The 16,880-nt window shown below is 48.2% G+C and carries 10 protein-coding genes; 5 read left to right on the forward strand and 5 right to left on the reverse strand.

Annotation, left to right across the window (positions count from 1 at the left end; all coding sequences use genetic code 11):
- Nucleotides 1-286 precede the first annotated feature (286 nt).
- From P9H32_RS10925 to P9H32_RS10940, 4 genes are all read left to right on the forward strand, one after another.
- The gene (locus P9H32_RS10925; protein ID WP_322608931.1) at nt 287-2,161 is read left to right on the forward strand and encodes a right-handed parallel beta-helix repeat-containing protein; all 1,875 of its coding nucleotides are present in this window, start codon (nt 287-289) and stop codon (nt 2,159-2,161) included.
- Between the two features lie 260 nt (nt 2,162-2,421).
- Nucleotides 2,422-3,735: an RICIN domain-containing protein gene (locus P9H32_RS10930; RefSeq protein WP_322608932.1), complete on the forward strand. Its 1,314-nt coding sequence runs from the start codon at nt 2,422-2,424 to the stop codon at nt 3,733-3,735.
- A gap of 268 nt (nt 3,736-4,003) precedes the next feature.
- The gene (locus P9H32_RS10935; RefSeq protein WP_322608933.1) at nt 4,004-5,329 is read left to right on the forward strand and encodes an RICIN domain-containing protein; all 1,326 of its coding nucleotides are present in this window, start codon (nt 4,004-4,006) and stop codon (nt 5,327-5,329) included.
- Between the two features lie 226 nt (nt 5,330-5,555).
- The gene (locus P9H32_RS10940) at nt 5,556-6,914 is read left to right on the forward strand and encodes a family 43 glycosylhydrolase (RefSeq protein WP_322608934.1); all 1,359 of its coding nucleotides are present in this window, start codon (nt 5,556-5,558) and stop codon (nt 6,912-6,914) included.
- A 602-nt stretch (nt 6,915-7,516) separates the two neighbouring features.
- Here P9H32_RS10940 and P9H32_RS10945 read toward each other — a convergent pair.
- The 4 genes from P9H32_RS10945 to P9H32_RS10960 form a co-directional block, all read right to left on the reverse strand.
- The gene (locus P9H32_RS10945) at nt 7,517-7,786 is read right to left on the reverse strand and encodes an endo-1,4-beta-xylanase (protein ID WP_322608935.1); all 270 of its coding nucleotides are present in this window, start codon (nt 7,784-7,786) and stop codon (nt 7,517-7,519) included.
- Between the two features lie 23 nt (nt 7,787-7,809).
- Nucleotides 7,810-8,634 carry a family 43 glycosylhydrolase gene (locus tag P9H32_RS10950; protein WP_322608936.1) on the reverse strand — a complete coding sequence of 275 codons (825 nt, stop codon included), beginning with the start codon at nt 8,632-8,634 and terminating at the stop codon, nt 7,810-7,812.
- A 315-nt stretch (nt 8,635-8,949) separates the two neighbouring features.
- Complete coding sequence (locus P9H32_RS10955) at nt 8,950-12,627, reverse strand: right-handed parallel beta-helix repeat-containing protein (RefSeq protein WP_322608937.1); 3,678 nt, start codon at nt 12,625-12,627, stop codon at nt 8,950-8,952.
- Between the two features lie 75 nt (nt 12,628-12,702).
- The gene (locus P9H32_RS10960; protein ID WP_322608938.1) at nt 12,703-14,031 is read right to left on the reverse strand and encodes a sulfatase family protein; all 1,329 of its coding nucleotides are present in this window, start codon (nt 14,029-14,031) and stop codon (nt 12,703-12,705) included.
- Between the two features lie 297 nt (nt 14,032-14,328).
- On the opposite strand from P9H32_RS10960, the gene P9H32_RS10965 reads away from it, so the two are divergent.
- On the forward strand, nt 14,329-15,711 hold the full coding sequence (locus tag P9H32_RS10965; protein ID WP_322608939.1) for a sulfatase family protein: 1,383 nt from the start codon (nt 14,329-14,331) through the stop codon (nt 15,709-15,711).
- Nucleotides 15,712-15,895: 184 nt separating this feature from the next.
- Here the strand turns inward: P9H32_RS10965 and P9H32_RS10970 are convergent, their stop codons facing one another.
- The gene (locus P9H32_RS10970) at nt 15,896-16,804 is read right to left on the reverse strand and encodes a hypothetical protein (RefSeq protein WP_322608940.1); all 909 of its coding nucleotides are present in this window, start codon (nt 16,802-16,804) and stop codon (nt 15,896-15,898) included.
- Nucleotides 16,805-16,880: the final 76 nt, after the last annotated feature.

A 16,880-nucleotide genomic window follows, 5' to 3' on the forward strand; every position in this document is an offset into this window, starting at 1 on the left:
AAAGGGCCGCTTAATCGCCCTTGTTCCGCGTCATAATGTAAGTGATCAATTTCCGTTATCACTGGTCAGAACTGCTCGGAGAAAAGGACAACGGTGAGATTCTGGAATTCCTGTGTTCCTGAAATCGTATTATATGTTTTAAAATCGTTCATTTTTTTTCAGTGATTGGCATCTATACAACAGTGTGATGATAAGCATCACGACAAGGAGGTTCCGGCGGCGGATTTATCAGGAGTCCGTTGCCGGTCGACGTTGTGTTTCTGTTGCCAAGTGGAAGGATTTTGATATGCAAAAAAACAAAAAACAATTTGGAGTGAAATCGTTGCTGGTAGGACTTTTGACGGTTGTGGGGCCGGCCGGGGCAATGGAATACCATGTGGCATTAAATGGAAATGATTCGGGGCCGGGAACGGAAAGCAAACCTATGCGAACCATTCAGGCCGCCGCAAATCTTGCGATGCCCGGCGATATTATTACGGTTCATGAAGGCACCTACCGCGAGCGTATTGATCCGCCGCGCGGCGGAACATCGGATGAGCAGCGGATTGTGTATCAGGCTGCCCAGGGTGAAAACGTGACGATTACGGGGGCAGAAGAGGCCAAGGGATGGGTCCGTCAGTCGGGCGATGTCTGGCTTTTGTATCTGCCGAATGATTATTTTGGTGCGTATAACCCGTTTTTCATTCCTCTGGAAGGGGACTGGTTTTTTCCGCTGAAACAGGATCATAAAGTCGGTGCGGTATACTTTAATGATAACGAACTGAACGAAGCCGCCGCCCTTGAAGATCTATATGGAACTTGCCATGGGAAAAAATGGTATTCCAAGTCCGATAATCAGGGTACCTGGATCTGGGCTAACTTTACCGGTATGCCTTCCGGCGGCAATATTGATCCCAATACCTCCAATGTCGAGATCAGCAAACGTCGCGCAGTTTTTTATCCATCCAAACCCAATATCAACTATATAACCGTACGCGGGTTTAAACTGACGAAGGCCGCCAATCCCTGGTCGCCGCCGACCACCGAGCAGATTGGTCTGATCGGTACCGGCTGGAGCAAGGGTTGGATTATCGAAGATAACGAAATTACACGGGCTCGCTGCACAGGGTTGACGCTGGGTAAAAACTTTGACCGGTTTGATGGGCTGATGGATTATGGTTACAATGCGCATTACCAACTGGTGGAACGTACGATTGCCCGTGGCGATTGGAATAAGGATAATGTGGGCGGTCATCTGGTGCGGAATAATAGGATTGCCTATTGCGGCCAGTCCGGCATCGTTGGAAGTCATGGTGCAGCATTTTCGACGATCACTGGAAATGTCATTCACGATATCTTCATGAACAAAAGTTTCGAGGGGTTTGAGCAGGCCGGCATTAAGTTTCATGCGCCGGTTGATACGCTCATCAGCAATAACCTGATCTATAATTCCGGTTGCAAAGGCATCTGGCTGGATTGGATGTCGCAGGGCGCACGCGTGACAGGGAATATCCTCTATAATCATAAACAAATGGATCTGTTTGTTGAAGTGAATCACGGTCCACTGTTGGTGGATAATAACATTATGCTGTCAGATGAATCCTTAAGGGATGCTTCTCAGGGCAGTGCATTTGTGCATAACCTTTTTGGCGGAAAAGTGATTCAACGCCCAGAGCACGAGCGTTTGACTCAGTTTTTCAAGCCGCACTCCACGGAGCTGGTCGGCCGGTCCAAAATATTTGATGGTGATGATCGTTTCTATAACAATATTGTGATGGAAGATTCCGGGTTACGCAGTTACAACAATTGTAAAAATAAGATTCAGATGGGGGGAAACCTTTTTCTCTACAAGGCGGTTCCTGCGAATAAGCTGGAGAAAAATGCTCAGATTGATCATGAGGCCGATACGCGTTATCGGATTCGGAATAACGGGGGTAAGGTCTTTCTTGAATTAGATCTTAATGCTGATTGGGCGAAAGGTCAGAAGCGTGATTTGGTTACCACGAAAATGCTTGGTAAAACGGAAATAACTCATCAGGCTTTTGAGCACGCTGATGGCACGCCGGTATCGATTGATACTGACTTTTTCGGTGCACAGCGCAATGTTGAAAACCCATTCCCGGGCCCTGTTGAGCTATCCGGTTCAGTAGAACGGATTCAGATCTGGCCTGCCCAGAAATAAGCGATCCGACAGAGAGAGGCGCAGGGACCGGAATCTTCCGGTTTTCCTGCGCTTTTTTGTGCTCGGAAGATTTCGGGGTGCTTTTTGTTAAGTCTTGCTTCTTTTGTGGCATCTCTATGGTGGCGTGCTTGATAGGGTCTTCTAAAATGAGGAGGGCGTGTCGTATTCAGGGTGCGGTGTGTTTTGTTATGCAGGTCTGATAAAAGCAAGTGCTGTTTAAGTTTGTGCGATATTTAACGCTAAACAAAAAAGAGGATAACATGAACCGAACCATTCAATGGATTGTTGGGGCGGTGCTTTTAAGCGCTGCATGTAGTTGGGGGCAGGCTGTTCCGTATGATAAAGGGCGCATTATATTCACGATCGATGGAAATAATCATGATCCGGATGATTATGGAGCAACGCCGGCGGCCTTAGCCATGATTGCCGCGAAAGGATTGCAGGATAAGACGACTCTTTTAATTCATAGTGATCATTATTGGGCATCAGATAAACAGGCGACACGCGCTGAGATTCAGGCAAGTGTGGCCGGGAGTGTGGAACTGTTTGGTTTTACCGGCACGAGAGTGATTGATGCTGTGGGGAATGTGAATCAGGCTGAGAATGCCATGCGCGATGAAATTCTCGCATCCACGGCTGACGATCCGCTGTATATCATATTAGCGGGTATGACGGAAATCATGGGGGCTGCCCTGAATAAGGCTCAGGCTATTGATGCGTCCTCACTGGCTCATGTACGCGTGATTTCTCATTCGGGGCAAAATGAAAAGCATTCGGTAAAGGATGAGATCGGTATTTGGAATTGGCCGACGTTGAAAAGTCATTTTGCAGCGGATGGTGTGGTGTTTGATCACATCGATGAGCAGAATAAAAAAACGAGTAAAACAGAGGGGTTTGGAACGCATGCAGCGAGTTCATCCGGCGACAGCTATTGGCCGTCTTGGTACTTTCTGCGCGACTACAATGCGCATTCTGAGTCAATCAATCGTGCCATTCAGTTTATCTATGAGCAGATGGAAATTTCGGGCAAATCAGACATATCTGATGCCGGAATGACGTATTATTTGTTTACTGCTGATGCGCAGGGTGGTCCCTCTGATTTAAAGCTGATATTGGATAATGGATTTACCAGCTCTCCTCCGACTGAAGGGAGTATTTATTACATTGAAAATGTCTATAGCGGAAATCGAATTCGTCCAGTCAATACGGTGGAAGGTGCGCAGATCATTCAGGTTCCGGAGACGTGGGGAGGGAGATGGACACAGTGGGAACAAGTGCCGGCTTCAGGAGAATGGTTTTACCTGAAGAATAAGAAGAGCGGGGCCTACTTGTTGATGCCGGATTCTACTACGGGAACGGTGGTTGAGGGCTCCTATGTGACGGGACCAGAGGCGGAGTGGAATATCATGGATGCTGCTTATGGGGTGATTTTGGTGAACCGATTATATGGGCAGCCGATTCGATGTAATAAGGATCTGGAGGTCAGCAGCTCTCCTGATGGAAATATTCAGGTGCGCGTGGCTCCGGATACGGCTGCCGGAACGAAAGTGCAATGGGTCATGCTTGCTAAATGATTCGTATTTATAAAGCGGACTCTATGCAATGTAGATTACTACTCCACTATCTGTAACAGGGAGATTCATCAAAACTTATCTTTGGTGGCATCTTTTTATTTAACAAAGGTATAGAGAGTGCCGTCTGCAAGTGAGTTTTCAGATAAACCGAACTTTGTTTTCGGGGAATCGGTATTATTTATCTGGATACTCTTTCGTAAGATTCGTGGTGTTAAAGTGGAATCAATTTTCTGCCGTGCACCATATAACATGGTAATTAAGAGGAATCATGAAAAAGAAAACATTAGTCACAAACATACTGCTAGGGGTTTTTTCTGCCGTTACTTCCTTTGGACAAAGCGTGCCCTATAGTGCGGGGCGTATAGCTCTTAGTTCAGATGGTAACATGCACGATAATGATGATTGGGGGGCAACTTCAGCCTCATTAGGCATTTTAGCGTCACAAGGGCTGCAGGATAAAGTGGTGCTTTATACATATAGTGATCATGTCTGGGGTAGTGAAGATGATGATCGGGCAGAAATGATTGAAAGCGCGGTTACATGTGGAAACAAATTCGGCTTTGATACTTCGAATTTTATGGCAGCAGTAGATGATCCAGGTGCGGCATATAATGCGATGAGGGATGTCATTTTAGCCTCTTCGGCAAGTGATCCGTTGACGATTGTTGTTGCGGGACCGATGGAGGTTTGCGGGCGCGGTTTGAATAAGGCAAAAAATGTGGATTCATCGACGCTGCAATACGTGCGGGTGATCTCTCATTCCGGATGGAATGAAAACCATGCGGATAGCCCCGCATCAAACGAGGATGCACATAGTGGGTGGACCTGGGCGGAAATGAAAGATGCCTTCAGCGACTTTGGAGTGAATTTTGATGAAATCCGGGACCAGAATCAGAATTCCAGTATAACGGAAGGTTTTGCTTCCCACAAAGCGGGCCCGGGTGGGTCTGAGTATTGGGATGTGTGGCATTTTATCCGAGACTACAATAAACATTCCGCATCTATAAATAGTGCGATTCAGTTTATTTACGCTCGAATGGAAGCTTCTGGGAAATGTGATATTTCAGATTGCGGCATGGTCTATTATATGGTGACGGGTGATGAGCAGGGGAATCCGGAAAAACTGGAGGCCATGTTCGATGATGGATTTGCTGCGGCCGAAATTACGGGAACCTTCTATATTGAAAACAAGTTTTCCGGCAATCGCATTCGTCCGTTTGATGGTGTGGAAGGTGCTCCGGTGGTGCAGTGCCCAAATACGTGGGGCGGGAAGTGGACGCGCTGGGAAAGATTGCCGACGAGTAATGGATATTTTTACCTGAGAAATAAAGCGAATGGACAATATCTGTATATGCCTGACGCTGCGAATGGCAGTGCTGTTAAAGCGACCTTTGTGGCTGGGGAGGAAGCGGAGTGGAAAACTATTGCGAAGTCGGGAGAATATGTCCTGATCGAAAACCGCAGTTACGGAAAACATTTTCGCATTAGTCATGCTGAAAATATGTCAGCGAATCCCGAAGGGAATATTAACGTAAAAGTGGGCGATCCAACGTGGAATGGAGATAAAGCTCAGTTTGTGTTGGAATCACGATAACTCGGTAGGGGTTGGGGTATACATTGGAGCGCCTTCCTGGCGCTCCTATATCTGTAAGTAGTTCTGTGTGTAGAAGACCTCTTCGCTAAACATGAAAAGATATATTTTAATTAAGCATGGGGGATCAGGCTGCATCCTCTTAATTGTTCGCCACACGATGTTTTTACTGCATTGACAGTTGCTGGACACGCGGCCCTTTTGAAGCAAATTTGAGAAAATAATAACTATGAATGCAACTAAACTTTTGATCGCCAGTTTACTCCCCGGACTTTATGCCTATGGCATTGTGCTCGATGCCCCTTTTCCTGAAGGTGTCTTCCGCGTTACGAGTGTCACTAAACAGATTATCCTCAAGGATCAGGCGGGCACTCTCCGTCTTGAAAAAGAGGCGATAAAAGGGACGTCCGTTCAATGGGAACTCATCGCGACTGAACAACAGTATTATCTGAAGAATCTGAAAACGGGGCACTACCTGACCCGTTGCGATACCAATCTCATACTATCACCCTATCAAGAGGTCGACGCAAAATGGAATCTCACCAAAACGGAACGTACATTTACGCTGGATGATGGAGATGCTTCAACTCCTCAGTTTATTACGCTAAACCAATCGGGAAAACTGGTCCTAAGCGAAAATGCAACCAAAGGATCGCAGTGGAAGTTTGATAAGGTGTCTGATCCTGTCAATCATCCGGGCAATCCAATTATTCGTCATATTCGAACGGCTGATCCTTCGGCGCATGTTTGGAAGGATGGAAAAATGTGGCTCTATACCTCTCACGACCAGGATGATGCCGTGAATTATACCACGATGGATGGTTATCATGCATTTTCGTCAAGTGATCTGATTAGCTGGACTGATCATGGTGAAATTCTTCACTCCCGAGATGTCAGTTGGGGGCGCGATAAAGGTGGCCTTATGTTTGCTCCGTCTGCTGGCTACAAGGACGGAACGTATTACCTCTACTTTCCGCATATGGCCAAGGGAGGAAAAGGATGGAAAGTGGGAGTTGCCACCTCCTCGAAACCGGAAGGCCCCTTTGTGGATCAAGGATTTATTAAAGGAACCGATGGAATTGATCCGTGCTGCTTTATGGATGATGACGGGCAGGCGTATCTCTATTGGGGCGCAGCAAAAACCGGAATTAAAATGGCTAAGCTGAAGCCCAATATGCGCGAACTTGCAGAGGAGCCGCGTATGGTGGATTACGGTGCTGACGACTGTCATGAAGGCACCTTTGTTCATAAATATAAAGGCACCTATTATTTCTCTTATAAGAATAAAGGATATGCAGAGCAGGGCAGTTACGCCATGTCAAAATCTCCTTATGGTCCTTTCTCGAACAATGCCAAATTTGTAAAAAAGGCTCAGGGCGCTCAAATTCATCATTCAATCGTCGAATTTAAAGGGCAATGGTATTTTTTCAACCATTGCGGAAACTATGATGGCGGGCATCTGTATAAGCGAAACAGCTGTATGAATAAACTGTTTTATAACCCGGATGGCACCATCCAGACGGTCGAATTAATCCATCATGAACCCACTGCTCCTATCAAGAAAGCGCCCTCTAAGAAAAAGAAATAGTTAAAGAGCCACTGCTGAGGAGAAGGGGTGGAATATGAAGGCTAATGAATTAGGAAGCCAGGGATAACATCCATAGCTATATGTGTTTTCAGTGCAGAAATAGTCGAGCTTAAATACTCCTGTGCGACTTCTTAAGGTCGACGGCGGGGAGGTCTCCTGCGTCAACCGTGCCCGCCCTGCAAAAGATGCCCAGTCTGCTTGTGATGGGGAGGTTTATTTGACAGATGAATTACCCATTACCTGAACTTCTTCCCCTTTGAGAATAGGAACCACTACTTGTCGGAGAAAGGAAAAGAAAGCTCAAAACAAAACCGGTGAGATATCCTGTTCATACCTTATTTCATATTTTAACGCGTCAGGTGCTTGATTTTATTTCTCTGGACTTTTTGAACCAGCAGTTCTTGCATCGCGTTATAGACCGGTTTGACTTTTAGCGTATTGTCAAAGGGGCTGGGAGTCCCGTAGTTCTGTTTTTCCGGCGGCGGGGTGCCGGTAGCCGGGATCGGTGAATTCCCATGTTTTAAATGCTTTTCCTGCCGATTCGCTAATACATGCATTAAGAATGTCACGATAGGTCGCAGATTCCACTTAAGCCAGTGGTCCTAACATCGGGGGCATCCGCGATGCTGGCCGTCAATAGTGATTTTCGTATGGCATTGGATCCCGATTCCATCGGTCGGAATTCCCTCATGCTTCAGTGTTTTGAAAAGTTGAATGGATTCTTTCGGGTGGCTCATTCCGGCCAGGGTATTGTGATTGTCGTTGTAAATCAGCTTTAGATTTTCGTTTCCATACTGTTTGCTCCAGCCAGTTTTTACCGGAGAGGCCGGCCATTTCCGTGGTACCCTAGTCGGATGAATAAAGATAGCCATTTGAGGCGGCTCGCGTCACTTGATTATTTTTCGCTATTGCTTTTGAGGCCTTTGCGACGTTTTTTCTTTTCGATTTTTGGAATATGTCCAAACTTATCAATTCCATTTTTGATTTTGACCGGATCGTACGGTGGTTCGATTACCGGTTTAATGGTTCCATCTTCATTATATTCCAGTTTGGTAACGGAGACATTCCGGCGGTGCTGAAAGTCGGAAACGGGGCGGGACTGAAAGAAGAGATACGACGTTCCTTTATATTCAATGACGGCCTGGTGATTCCCTCTGATGCCGCCCATGAATACGCCCATATTCGTATAGGGGCCCATCGGAGAGTCTGCCATGCTGTAGATGAGGCCGCCTCGCCCTTTGTGGGTCAGGTAGTATTTCCCGTTATATTTGTGAAGCCAGCAGGCTTCGGTGTGGTTTTCATATTCGTGCGGTTCCAGAATACGTTTTTCACCTTCATAGCCCAGCAGGTCGGGTTTCATCTTTACGATAAACGGAGTCCGATGACAGTTCGGTTGCGGTTTGAGCTGTTCTTTCGGAATGGAACCGACCATATAAGCTTGCCCATCGTCATCAATAAAGATGCCCGGATCCATGGTGCCCGTATCCATGGGGCCGCCGATCGGATCGGTCCAGGGGCCGGTGGGGGATTTGCTCGTAACGACACCGGTTTTTCCTCCGCCTCCGATCGGGAAGTAGAGGTAGTACGTTCCGTCGTGATAGATTCCGGCCGGGGCCCAGAAAAATCCATCGACCCACGGAATATCTTCTGTGGCCAGCGTGTAGCCATGGAAGGTCCAGTCTTTCATGTTTTCGGTCGAGAAGGCGCAGTAGTCATCCATATTAAATCGGTTGGCGTCTTCTTTGTCATGGCTGGTGTAGAGCCAGAGTTTTCCATCGGCTCCAATAAAAGGGGCCGGATCAGCGGTATAACAGTCGGTGGTAATCGGATTGCTGAATTCTGCCGCAGAGGCAGTAAGGGCCAGAAGCCCTGTGTATAAGAGTATTTTTTCATTTTACATCCATTGTTCATTATTTTGCGTTTAACTTCAGTCAGGTTCTTCAGAACCAGATACTCTTCAGAATAAATGCCGCTTTTTGGGGAATAGAGGAGCTGGTTAAAAAAACGGCATGCTGTAAGCCTTCACTTCACCGGTTTAAGGGTGTTCATCCAGCTCTTCAGAAATTTCCAATCTGATGAACTGCTGCTGATTTGTTGAGATTGGGACATGATTGGTGACTGTTTCAAAGCCTGTTGGTGCGGATCCGGTTCGTTCTTCAGAGGCATTGACTGGGGTCCAGTTTCCGTGAATCAGGTTGGTGGATAATGAGAGGGCGTAGTTTAAGCTGCGTTCTTCATGATCAGTCCGTCGGCGGTACACCACCTGCATCTGCTGTTCGCCGTATAAATCGATTATCCGTGAAACGGGGAGAAGGGCGTGAGCATCATTGCTGGTTGGATTTCCGCCCAGGGCGTATTCTGTAAAGTTATCCATGCCATCCGGCTCCAGATCTGCCAAGGGATTTGAGTTCGATTCCGACAACCCGGATACCGCCAACCAGTTTTGGTAGTTATCCGCATGGCTTCCGTTGATATGAATATCGTCATAGTACATATGATCAGCCGGCCCTGCTCCGCCGTTTCTGAATCGAAAACATGCATCGACAGGCATTGCATATCGGTTGCTTACGACCGTAACAGATTCTTGATAGTTGGTTCCGTTGATATGACCGTGTGGCTGGCCGATAGTGTAAATCGTCAGCCAATCAGTTCCGTCGAAATATTCTATAAAGGCCTCATCCGGGGGATCCATTGAATCCATAATGAAGCTGAAGTCGAGTGTGAGACTGCTGTAGGCAGAGGCATCGAAACTGGAATTAAGCATGAGAATGGAGCCGGCCTCATCATCTTTGATGTGGACAGCATTCGACCCGGAGCTGGCCCATGCCGGATCGCTCGAAATCGCGGTTTGTATGCCGGTATTGCTCCAATTGCCCCAGCCATTTTCAAAGCCATCGTAGGACGGGAGGTCAAGCGCGGCTATTCCTTCGGTGGTGAATTGCCAGACGGAGCCGGTAACGACGGATGAATCGGCTTTGATGGTGTCGACGCGCCAATGATAGGTGGTTCCGGAGGTAAGTGGAGACCCAAGATCGGCCAGATTAACAATGTTGGTCGGATTGGTTTGAGTGGTAATGGCTGCCAGTTGCGCGGGGTCCGTGCCCAGATAGATTTCAGCCTGTATACCTTCCCGTCCGATCAGATAGATCAGGTCGCGGTTGAGCGGTTGTTCCAGTGCACCATCGGCAGGAATCGGTGCGGAGGCTTCGGGAGCCTGATAGCCGGGAATCCAGTAGATTAAGGAACCGGCCTCGTAGGCCCCGATGTCAGGTGCGGTGCCCAGATAGCTTTCCGGGATGCCGGGAACTGCAATACCGGCATCGATCAGGTCGGAACCGGCGGCGGGCCGGAAATCAAAACTGTCGGGGTCTATAAGCTGAGGATTGACGGTTTGGATTGGGTCGAAGGTGTATCCGTTCCAGTTGTGGTCGTATCCATCGAGCTCGGGCAGGACGTTGTTTTTACGATGCAGGCTCATTTTTGATACGGCATTGTTGCGGAAGATGGAGTTGCTCTGTGCAGAGCCGCCCTCATAAAAGATGATGACATCGTTGCGGATATCCGACCCCATGGCCGTGTTGAAGGCGAAGGTATGTCCGTTTCCTTTGATCATGAATCCTCCGTTACAGTTTCGGCCGACATTGTGATGCATGACTCCATTCGTTCCCAGCACCGATGGATCGGTTGGAATGGGGTTGATTGCATCGAAACGCTGTCCGTATTTAATGGTGTCGAGCAACCAGTTGTAGCGGAGTACGGCACCATCCTGCATGGCAACCGGTAGCTGTATCAGGGAGCCGTCGCTTTGCAGAAAGCCCGTGTGGGAGATGCGGTTCAGTTCGGCAATGGGCGCGCGTCCGAAACTGAAGGTGGCCGAAGCGCCGGACTGACGGAGTGTATTGCGACGGGCAACGCTGTTGCTGCCTTGCATCGTGACACTGAACATCATGCCGCGGAGTTCCGTGGCGCTGAAGTCGATGTTCTCGAACATACAGTTTTCAAGGACGTTACTATTGCCTTCACTGTAGAACGCATCGCTATCCGTATTGCGGATCGTGACGTTGTAGACGGTACAGGACGATGGGTCTTCATCGTCGTCGTGTTCAATCATACAGATGTCGGGATGGCCAACTTGCTTAAGCATCCGTTTCGAGCAGCTGGGGAAATTCAGGTCGCAGTTTTTAACGGAGGAGTGGGTCGTACGGTAATAGCGGAAGGCGGCGCCGAAAAAATTAAACCCGTCGAGGCGGACATATTGAGAGTCGCTGATATTAAAGGCATAACTTAAAACCTTGCCGCGAATATCTCCATCCGGCATGCCGCCCCCGGGACTCCAGAGGTAGAGCATGCCGGTATCGATGTCGTAAAACCACTCGCGTTCAGCATCGAGCAGCTCGAGTTTGCATTCGGCATAGAAATAATGATTCTGGGGTTGGAAGGTAAAGTTAACGGGATTGTAGGTGAAGGTGTTTTCTCCCGAAGTATGGCTGGTGATTTCGCGGGTGGCGGTCAACCAGTTACCGACATTCAGGATGCCCATGGCGCCTGTGAGGTCAATGCCGGAAGCGGCCAGATCGTGACCGTTGTCATCTATCGTTGCATCGGCAACCATCGTCCCGTTTGTGTCGAGACTGTCATCCCCCCGGGCCCATTGTTCGCGATCCCAAATGGATCCATCGTGCAGAAAGGCATTCGGCCACCGGGCGGGAATCATCATTTCACCGTCATCAAACAGCTGATGAATATCCTGGTTGAGTTGAATTTTATAGATGTGGGTGGTGCCGGGAAATTCCTGAGAGGCAAGGCTCCATGAACCAGTTGCCAGCTCACTGATCGGACGGGTTCCATCCAGAAAAACATATTCGTCGGGATAAGCCTGAATGACAACAGGAGAAGCGGAGGACCCCGTCAGGCCGCTTGCTATCACGGATTCGTTATAACGTCCACCGCGGACGAGCAAGGTATTTCCAGCAGACAATTGGTTGATGCCATGCTGCAAGGTTTTAAAGGGCTGCGATTCTGTGCCGGGGTTGTTATCGTTTCCATCCGGACTCACGTAATAGGTACTTTGTGACGGGATACTGAAATTTTTAAGCGTAATGTTATCCGCTCGAAGCGTAATATCCGGTTCGTTCAAATTGATAACAAACCCGAAAGAGAGGGAAGGGGAGCCGGGAATATTGTTTACCGAATCCAAAGGCGTATCATCCCAAATAAGGGTTCCGTTTCTAAAAACATCAACACAGCCAGCAGCAACGCGGCCGGTGTCGTAGTTCAGGCTTGCGGAGACATCATTATTGATAATTAGGCGATAGGAATCTGTGATTCCAATTCCTGAAGAGTTGGCATCGAGGTCCAGCTCATACGTCCGTTCCGTGTTAGAGGCATAATGATTCCGACCCAATACGAAATCGGCATTTCCCCCAGAGTCGGAGATAATGGTGACATCCAGTTCCACTTCAAACTGCGTTTCAGAGAATCCGGTTAGTTTATTATTGCCCAGGCCGCTTCGCCCTCCGCTGATATGTACGATTTGTGCGGAATGGTTCCCGTTCTGTTCTAGGATATTGAGTTGGGTACCTGCACCCTCAATGACATTCTGCCACTGATTTAAGCTCCCCGATTCAAAGTCATCTGAAAACAGGGGAAGGGCCGATGTATGTGCGGATGCAAAACTAGTGGCACAAACAAGTGCTAGCTTTATGAAATTCATGTGAAGTTCCTTCCTCTTTCATTGATCAGATGTCGCAGGTTCTGAAAGATGGAACGGGAAAAATGAGTCTCACAGTTATTTTTTTTTGTTTCTGTGTTTTTTCGCGATGGGTTTGACCAGAGCCTGAATTTCGGGGGGGCGCAAGGAAGCATAGTGTTCAAGCTTGATGTGAAAACGCTGTTTAATTTCGCGTTCTTTTTCGCTCATGGAGGACGGGGCAAGGGGGGACTTTTCAAGAGGATCCAGAACTTTATTGAACAGAAGTCCCGTATCATAGAGCTTGTAGGTGTTGTTGTGGACAAACTGCCGAATGTCGGAAGAGTCTGTGCGCTCCATATACCAGCAATAGCTGTGGTCTCGCGGGGTTCCCTTTATGCCGAGAATCTGAGGAAGAAAGCTGATGCCATCCAGGTTGGTTGTGACATCCTCTTTCGGTTTAACGTTCGATGCATCACAAATGGTGGTGTAGATATCGCTGAAATCCACGAGGTCATTAATCATAGAACCTGCATTGGCTTTCCCCTGCCATTTTGCGATCAGCGGAACGTGAGTGCCTGCATCAGTGGTGTATCCTTTGCCGCCCGCGATATCCTTGCCGTTGCAGCGGGTTGTGATGGTTCGGGTGGTTCCGTTGTCTCCGGTAAAGAGGATCAGGGTATTTTCCGACAGCCCAAGTTGTTCCACGGTTGCGATTAACTGACCAACCAGTTTATCCATATAGTTGATCATGTCGGAAAAGTATTTTTCGTCGTTGAGCCATGGATCGCCATTTGGATTCCAGTCGGCGGAATCGGGGGTAGGCTGGAAGGGTTTGTGTACCAAGGTCATCGGGTAGTAAAGAAGAAAAGGGTTTTCCTTGTTGCGCCGGATGAAATCGAGAGCATAGGCCTGCTGGATGTCAGGGCCGTATTGGCCCGGATACGTTTCATGTTTTCCATTGGTGACCAGGCCGGGGCTCACATAGCGTTCCTCTTTATTGTTTATTTTCCATAGGCAATATTCATCGAACCCGAATTTGGCCGGCGATTTATAATCGGAACTTAACTGCCATTTTCCGACTACGCAGGTTTTATAACCCGCATCACGGAAGGTATTGCCGAATGTGGATTCGGTATCCAGCAGTCTGGCGAAGGCGAAATAGTTTTTAACGTTGTATTTTCCGGTCATAATCTGAACCCGGGACGGGGTGCAGATGGGTTGGGCATTGGCGTTTGAAAACTGAACACCGGCTTCAGCCATTTTATTCAGTTGGGGTGTTTGATAGACTTCGCAACCATACGATTCCAGACACTCGTAGCCCAGATCGTCTGCCATAACCACAATAACATTCAATGGCTGTTCGGCTCCGTAGGCCAATATCGCAGAGGTTCCAGTGCAAATCAGTAAACGTAATTGCTTTAACATAGTTGTATGTTCTCCGGATGCAGGTGAAAAACGATTGGTTTCAATTCAAGCATTAACAACATGATGCCGCCGCATGATCTTTCTTAAACAGGAACATTTTTAAACTGTTGTTTGCTCAAGGAAATGACTCTTATTCTTTATTCAGCGTAATACCGCCGGCATCAAAATTTTGAACTATTTAAGGTTAAAGACGGTGTGTTTCCATTCATTATTTAACACCATGCGGCATCAGATTGTATAAGAACGAAACAGGAAAAGTCCGGATCCATTATGCAATAGCCCTCAGGAGATTATATTATGAAATTGAAATACAGGGTGCTGTTCACCCTGCTGGTTCCCGTATTTTCTAATGCCGTGGAAAAACCGAATATTGTAGTGCTACTGGCCGACGATGCCAGCTGGTCATCCTTTGGCTGTATGCCGGATCATTTGACGGCACATACGCCGAATATTGATAAGCTGGCGAGTGAGGGAATGCGGTTTGATCGCTTCTTTTGTGCGGCCGCCATGTGTGCTCCGACGAGGCATGAGCTTTATACGTCGCTTCATCCTGCGACAAGTGGGATGTATGACAATGGCTGCCGACCGGCGGGGAAGTATCCCAATATGGTCGATTGGCTGGAAGAGCTCGGTTACAACGTGGGCTTGACCGGAAAGCTGCATTTTAACAGTCCGACTAAATTTGAAAAGATTGAAGGGTTTCCGGAACGTGCGAATGATCGGGAATACACGTGGAGTTATGATGGACTGGAAGCCTTTATGCGTCGGTCCATGCACGAGAAAAAACCGTTCTGCGCAATGGTGTGTTCCATACATTCGCATTCGCCCTGGACGTGTGGTGACACATCGCAGTTTCCGTTGGATGAAATCAAGGTTCCGTCGCGCCTGCCAGATACACCGGCAACACGAACGGTATTAGCTGCGCAGGCGGCTGAGGTTACAGAGCTCGACCGACAGGTTGGTGAGACGTTAGCGCTGATTGATCAACTCGGTTTAAAGGACGAGACGATTTTCGTATTTCTAAGTGAGCAGGGAACGGAGATGCCGACGGGAAAATATTCCCTCTATAATTATGGAACCCGGGCGGTTGCATTGTTCCGGTGGCCAGGAAAGATTAAGGCCGGCACATCAACTGAAGCGGTTGCGATGTATGCGGATGTGGTACCCAGCCTATTGGAGCTCGTTGGCGGTTCCGTTCCTGAGCAGATTGATGGATTCAGTTTCAAGGATGTTTTGCTGTCGGAAGGAGAGGGTCAGCGTCGGTATGCAACACCTACCTATTTCGGCCATTATCAGCGTTCCATAATTGATGGACGTTTTAAGCTGATTCATCGGGAGCGGCCGATTTCGAATTACAGTCTGCCATTGATCACGGGGCCGGAGGATGATCGCCTGCATGCGAGGGCCTGGAAGGAATGGAATGTTTTGGCTGAAACTGATTCTGATATCCGAAAACAGTTGGAGCTTATAAAGCAGCCACCCGAGTGGGAATTGTATGAAATCGGTACAGACCCGTTTGAGGTAAATAATCTGGCACCAAATCCTGAATATGCGGCCGTTTTAAAACGCATGCAGGCCGCTCTTCAGGATGAAATGACGCGGTTGGGTGATTCCTATGATGCCTTTGTTCCGAAAAACCAGCGTCCGCATTTGAAGCACCGCAAGAGAAGAATTAAATAAGGACATTGTATCTTCTTCGACCTCAGGAACGCCGGAATTAAGGTTCCGACTATAAAAAAGGCCGACCCAGCTGGACGTTTAATTCCTGCTGGGCCGACCCTGAGGTATGATGATGAAAGTGTGGTTTTTTATGACCTGTTATTTAAAGAATGCCGCTGGGTATCATTGCTTAACGTTTTTTTAATTAATCAGTCGTTATTTGTTCCGCAGCGGTAAATCCATTGTCGAGCATAGCTTTCAGATCGGCCGGTCCGCCTTTTTCATTGCCGGTGAAAAGATAATAGGCCATCCCGCAGTCTGAAATGTCCGCCGCAGTGGAGGCTTCCATGCGGGAATAGACAAACTGGATAGCTGCATTAATTTCGGGGCTTTGGTTGCTGTAGTCACGCAGAAAATACCAGGTTGGCCAGTAGCTTTTCCCGTTTGCAGCCTGCCGGGTGGAAAAGCCCTTCGTGGTGCTGGTTCCGGAATTCTGGTCTGCAATTTTAGTAAAAGTTACGCCGTCTGACGTAAAATGGCGGACCATTTCGTCCCAGGTCCATCCGGTATGCTGCGTTTTTTCCCATTTGTACGGGTTATCAGCGTGCCTGTTGTTCCACTTTGAATGCGAAATCACCAAGACGTATTGAAGGGGTTCCGGATCAATCTCTCTGGCAAGTTGCAGCCCTGTTCCGATGACATGCATCGGTCCGGCCCCGATGATCGTCAGCGGGTCCGATGCGCTGGAGGCCAGAATGGCATCGCGCATACGATGATAGGCTGCTGTGGGATCGGAAACGGCGGAAATGATATTCGATGCTTCAAAGCCGAACAGCTTTCCACATTCCTCGGCACTGAGTTGCATGGCTTTATCTCCGACGCTGCTGGAGCCCCATATATGGTCGCTGTGGGTATACACAGCCAACTTGTTCTGAGCATTCTGTGAAGCGATAATCATCAGGGTTGCTGCGGTGGCTCCCCAGTCATCTTTGTCATGCTCATTCCCGTCCGAACTGCAGGCAATGCGTCCGGACGAAAACGGAATAGTTTGTCCGAATGCGGTAACGGTCGACACGATGCCGGCTAGAAACAGGCTTGCTGTAGGTTTATTCATGGTTGTTTCCTGTATCGGGTTCTGTTCGAGGATCTTTTTTCTCCGAGGAGAAAAGTAAAAACCCGCGGATGCTTAA

Origin of the sequence: Pontiella agarivorans (assembly GCF_034531395.1) — a bacterium.
Classification (GTDB): Bacteria; Verrucomicrobiota; Kiritimatiellia; order Kiritimatiellales; family Pontiellaceae; genus Pontiella; species Pontiella agarivorans.

Excerpts from the sequence above, each read along its gene's own strand:
- P9H32_RS10925 (WP_322608931.1), top strand. The coding sequence starts at position 287 with ATGCAAAAAAACAAAAAACAATTTGGAGTGAAATCGTTGCTGGTAGGA.
- P9H32_RS10930 (WP_322608932.1), top strand. The coding sequence starts at position 2,422 with ATGAACCGAACCATTCAATGGATTGTTGGGGCGGTGCTTTTAAGCGCT.
- P9H32_RS10935 (WP_322608933.1), top strand. The coding sequence starts at position 4,004 with ATGAAAAAGAAAACATTAGTCACAAACATACTGCTAGGGGTTTTTTCT.
- P9H32_RS10940 (WP_322608934.1), top strand. The coding sequence starts at position 5,556 with ATGAATGCAACTAAACTTTTGATCGCCAGTTTACTCCCCGGACTTTAT.
- P9H32_RS10945 (WP_322608935.1), bottom strand. The coding sequence starts at position 7,786 with ATGGCTATCTTTATTCATCCGACTAGGGTACCACGGAAATGGCCGGCC.
- P9H32_RS10950 (WP_322608936.1), bottom strand. The coding sequence starts at position 8,634 with ATGGATGACTACTGCGCCTTCTCGACCGAAAACATGAAAGACTGGACC.
- P9H32_RS10955 (WP_322608937.1), bottom strand. The coding sequence starts at position 12,627 with ATGAATTTCATAAAGCTAGCACTTGTTTGTGCCACTAGTTTTGCATCC.
- P9H32_RS10960 (WP_322608938.1), bottom strand. The coding sequence starts at position 14,031 with ATGTTAAAGCAATTACGTTTACTGATTTGCACTGGAACCTCTGCGATA.
- P9H32_RS10965 (WP_322608939.1), top strand. The coding sequence starts at position 14,329 with ATGAAATTGAAATACAGGGTGCTGTTCACCCTGCTGGTTCCCGTATTT.
- P9H32_RS10970 (WP_322608940.1), bottom strand. The coding sequence starts at position 16,804 with ATGAATAAACCTACAGCAAGCCTGTTTCTAGCCGGCATCGTGTCGACC.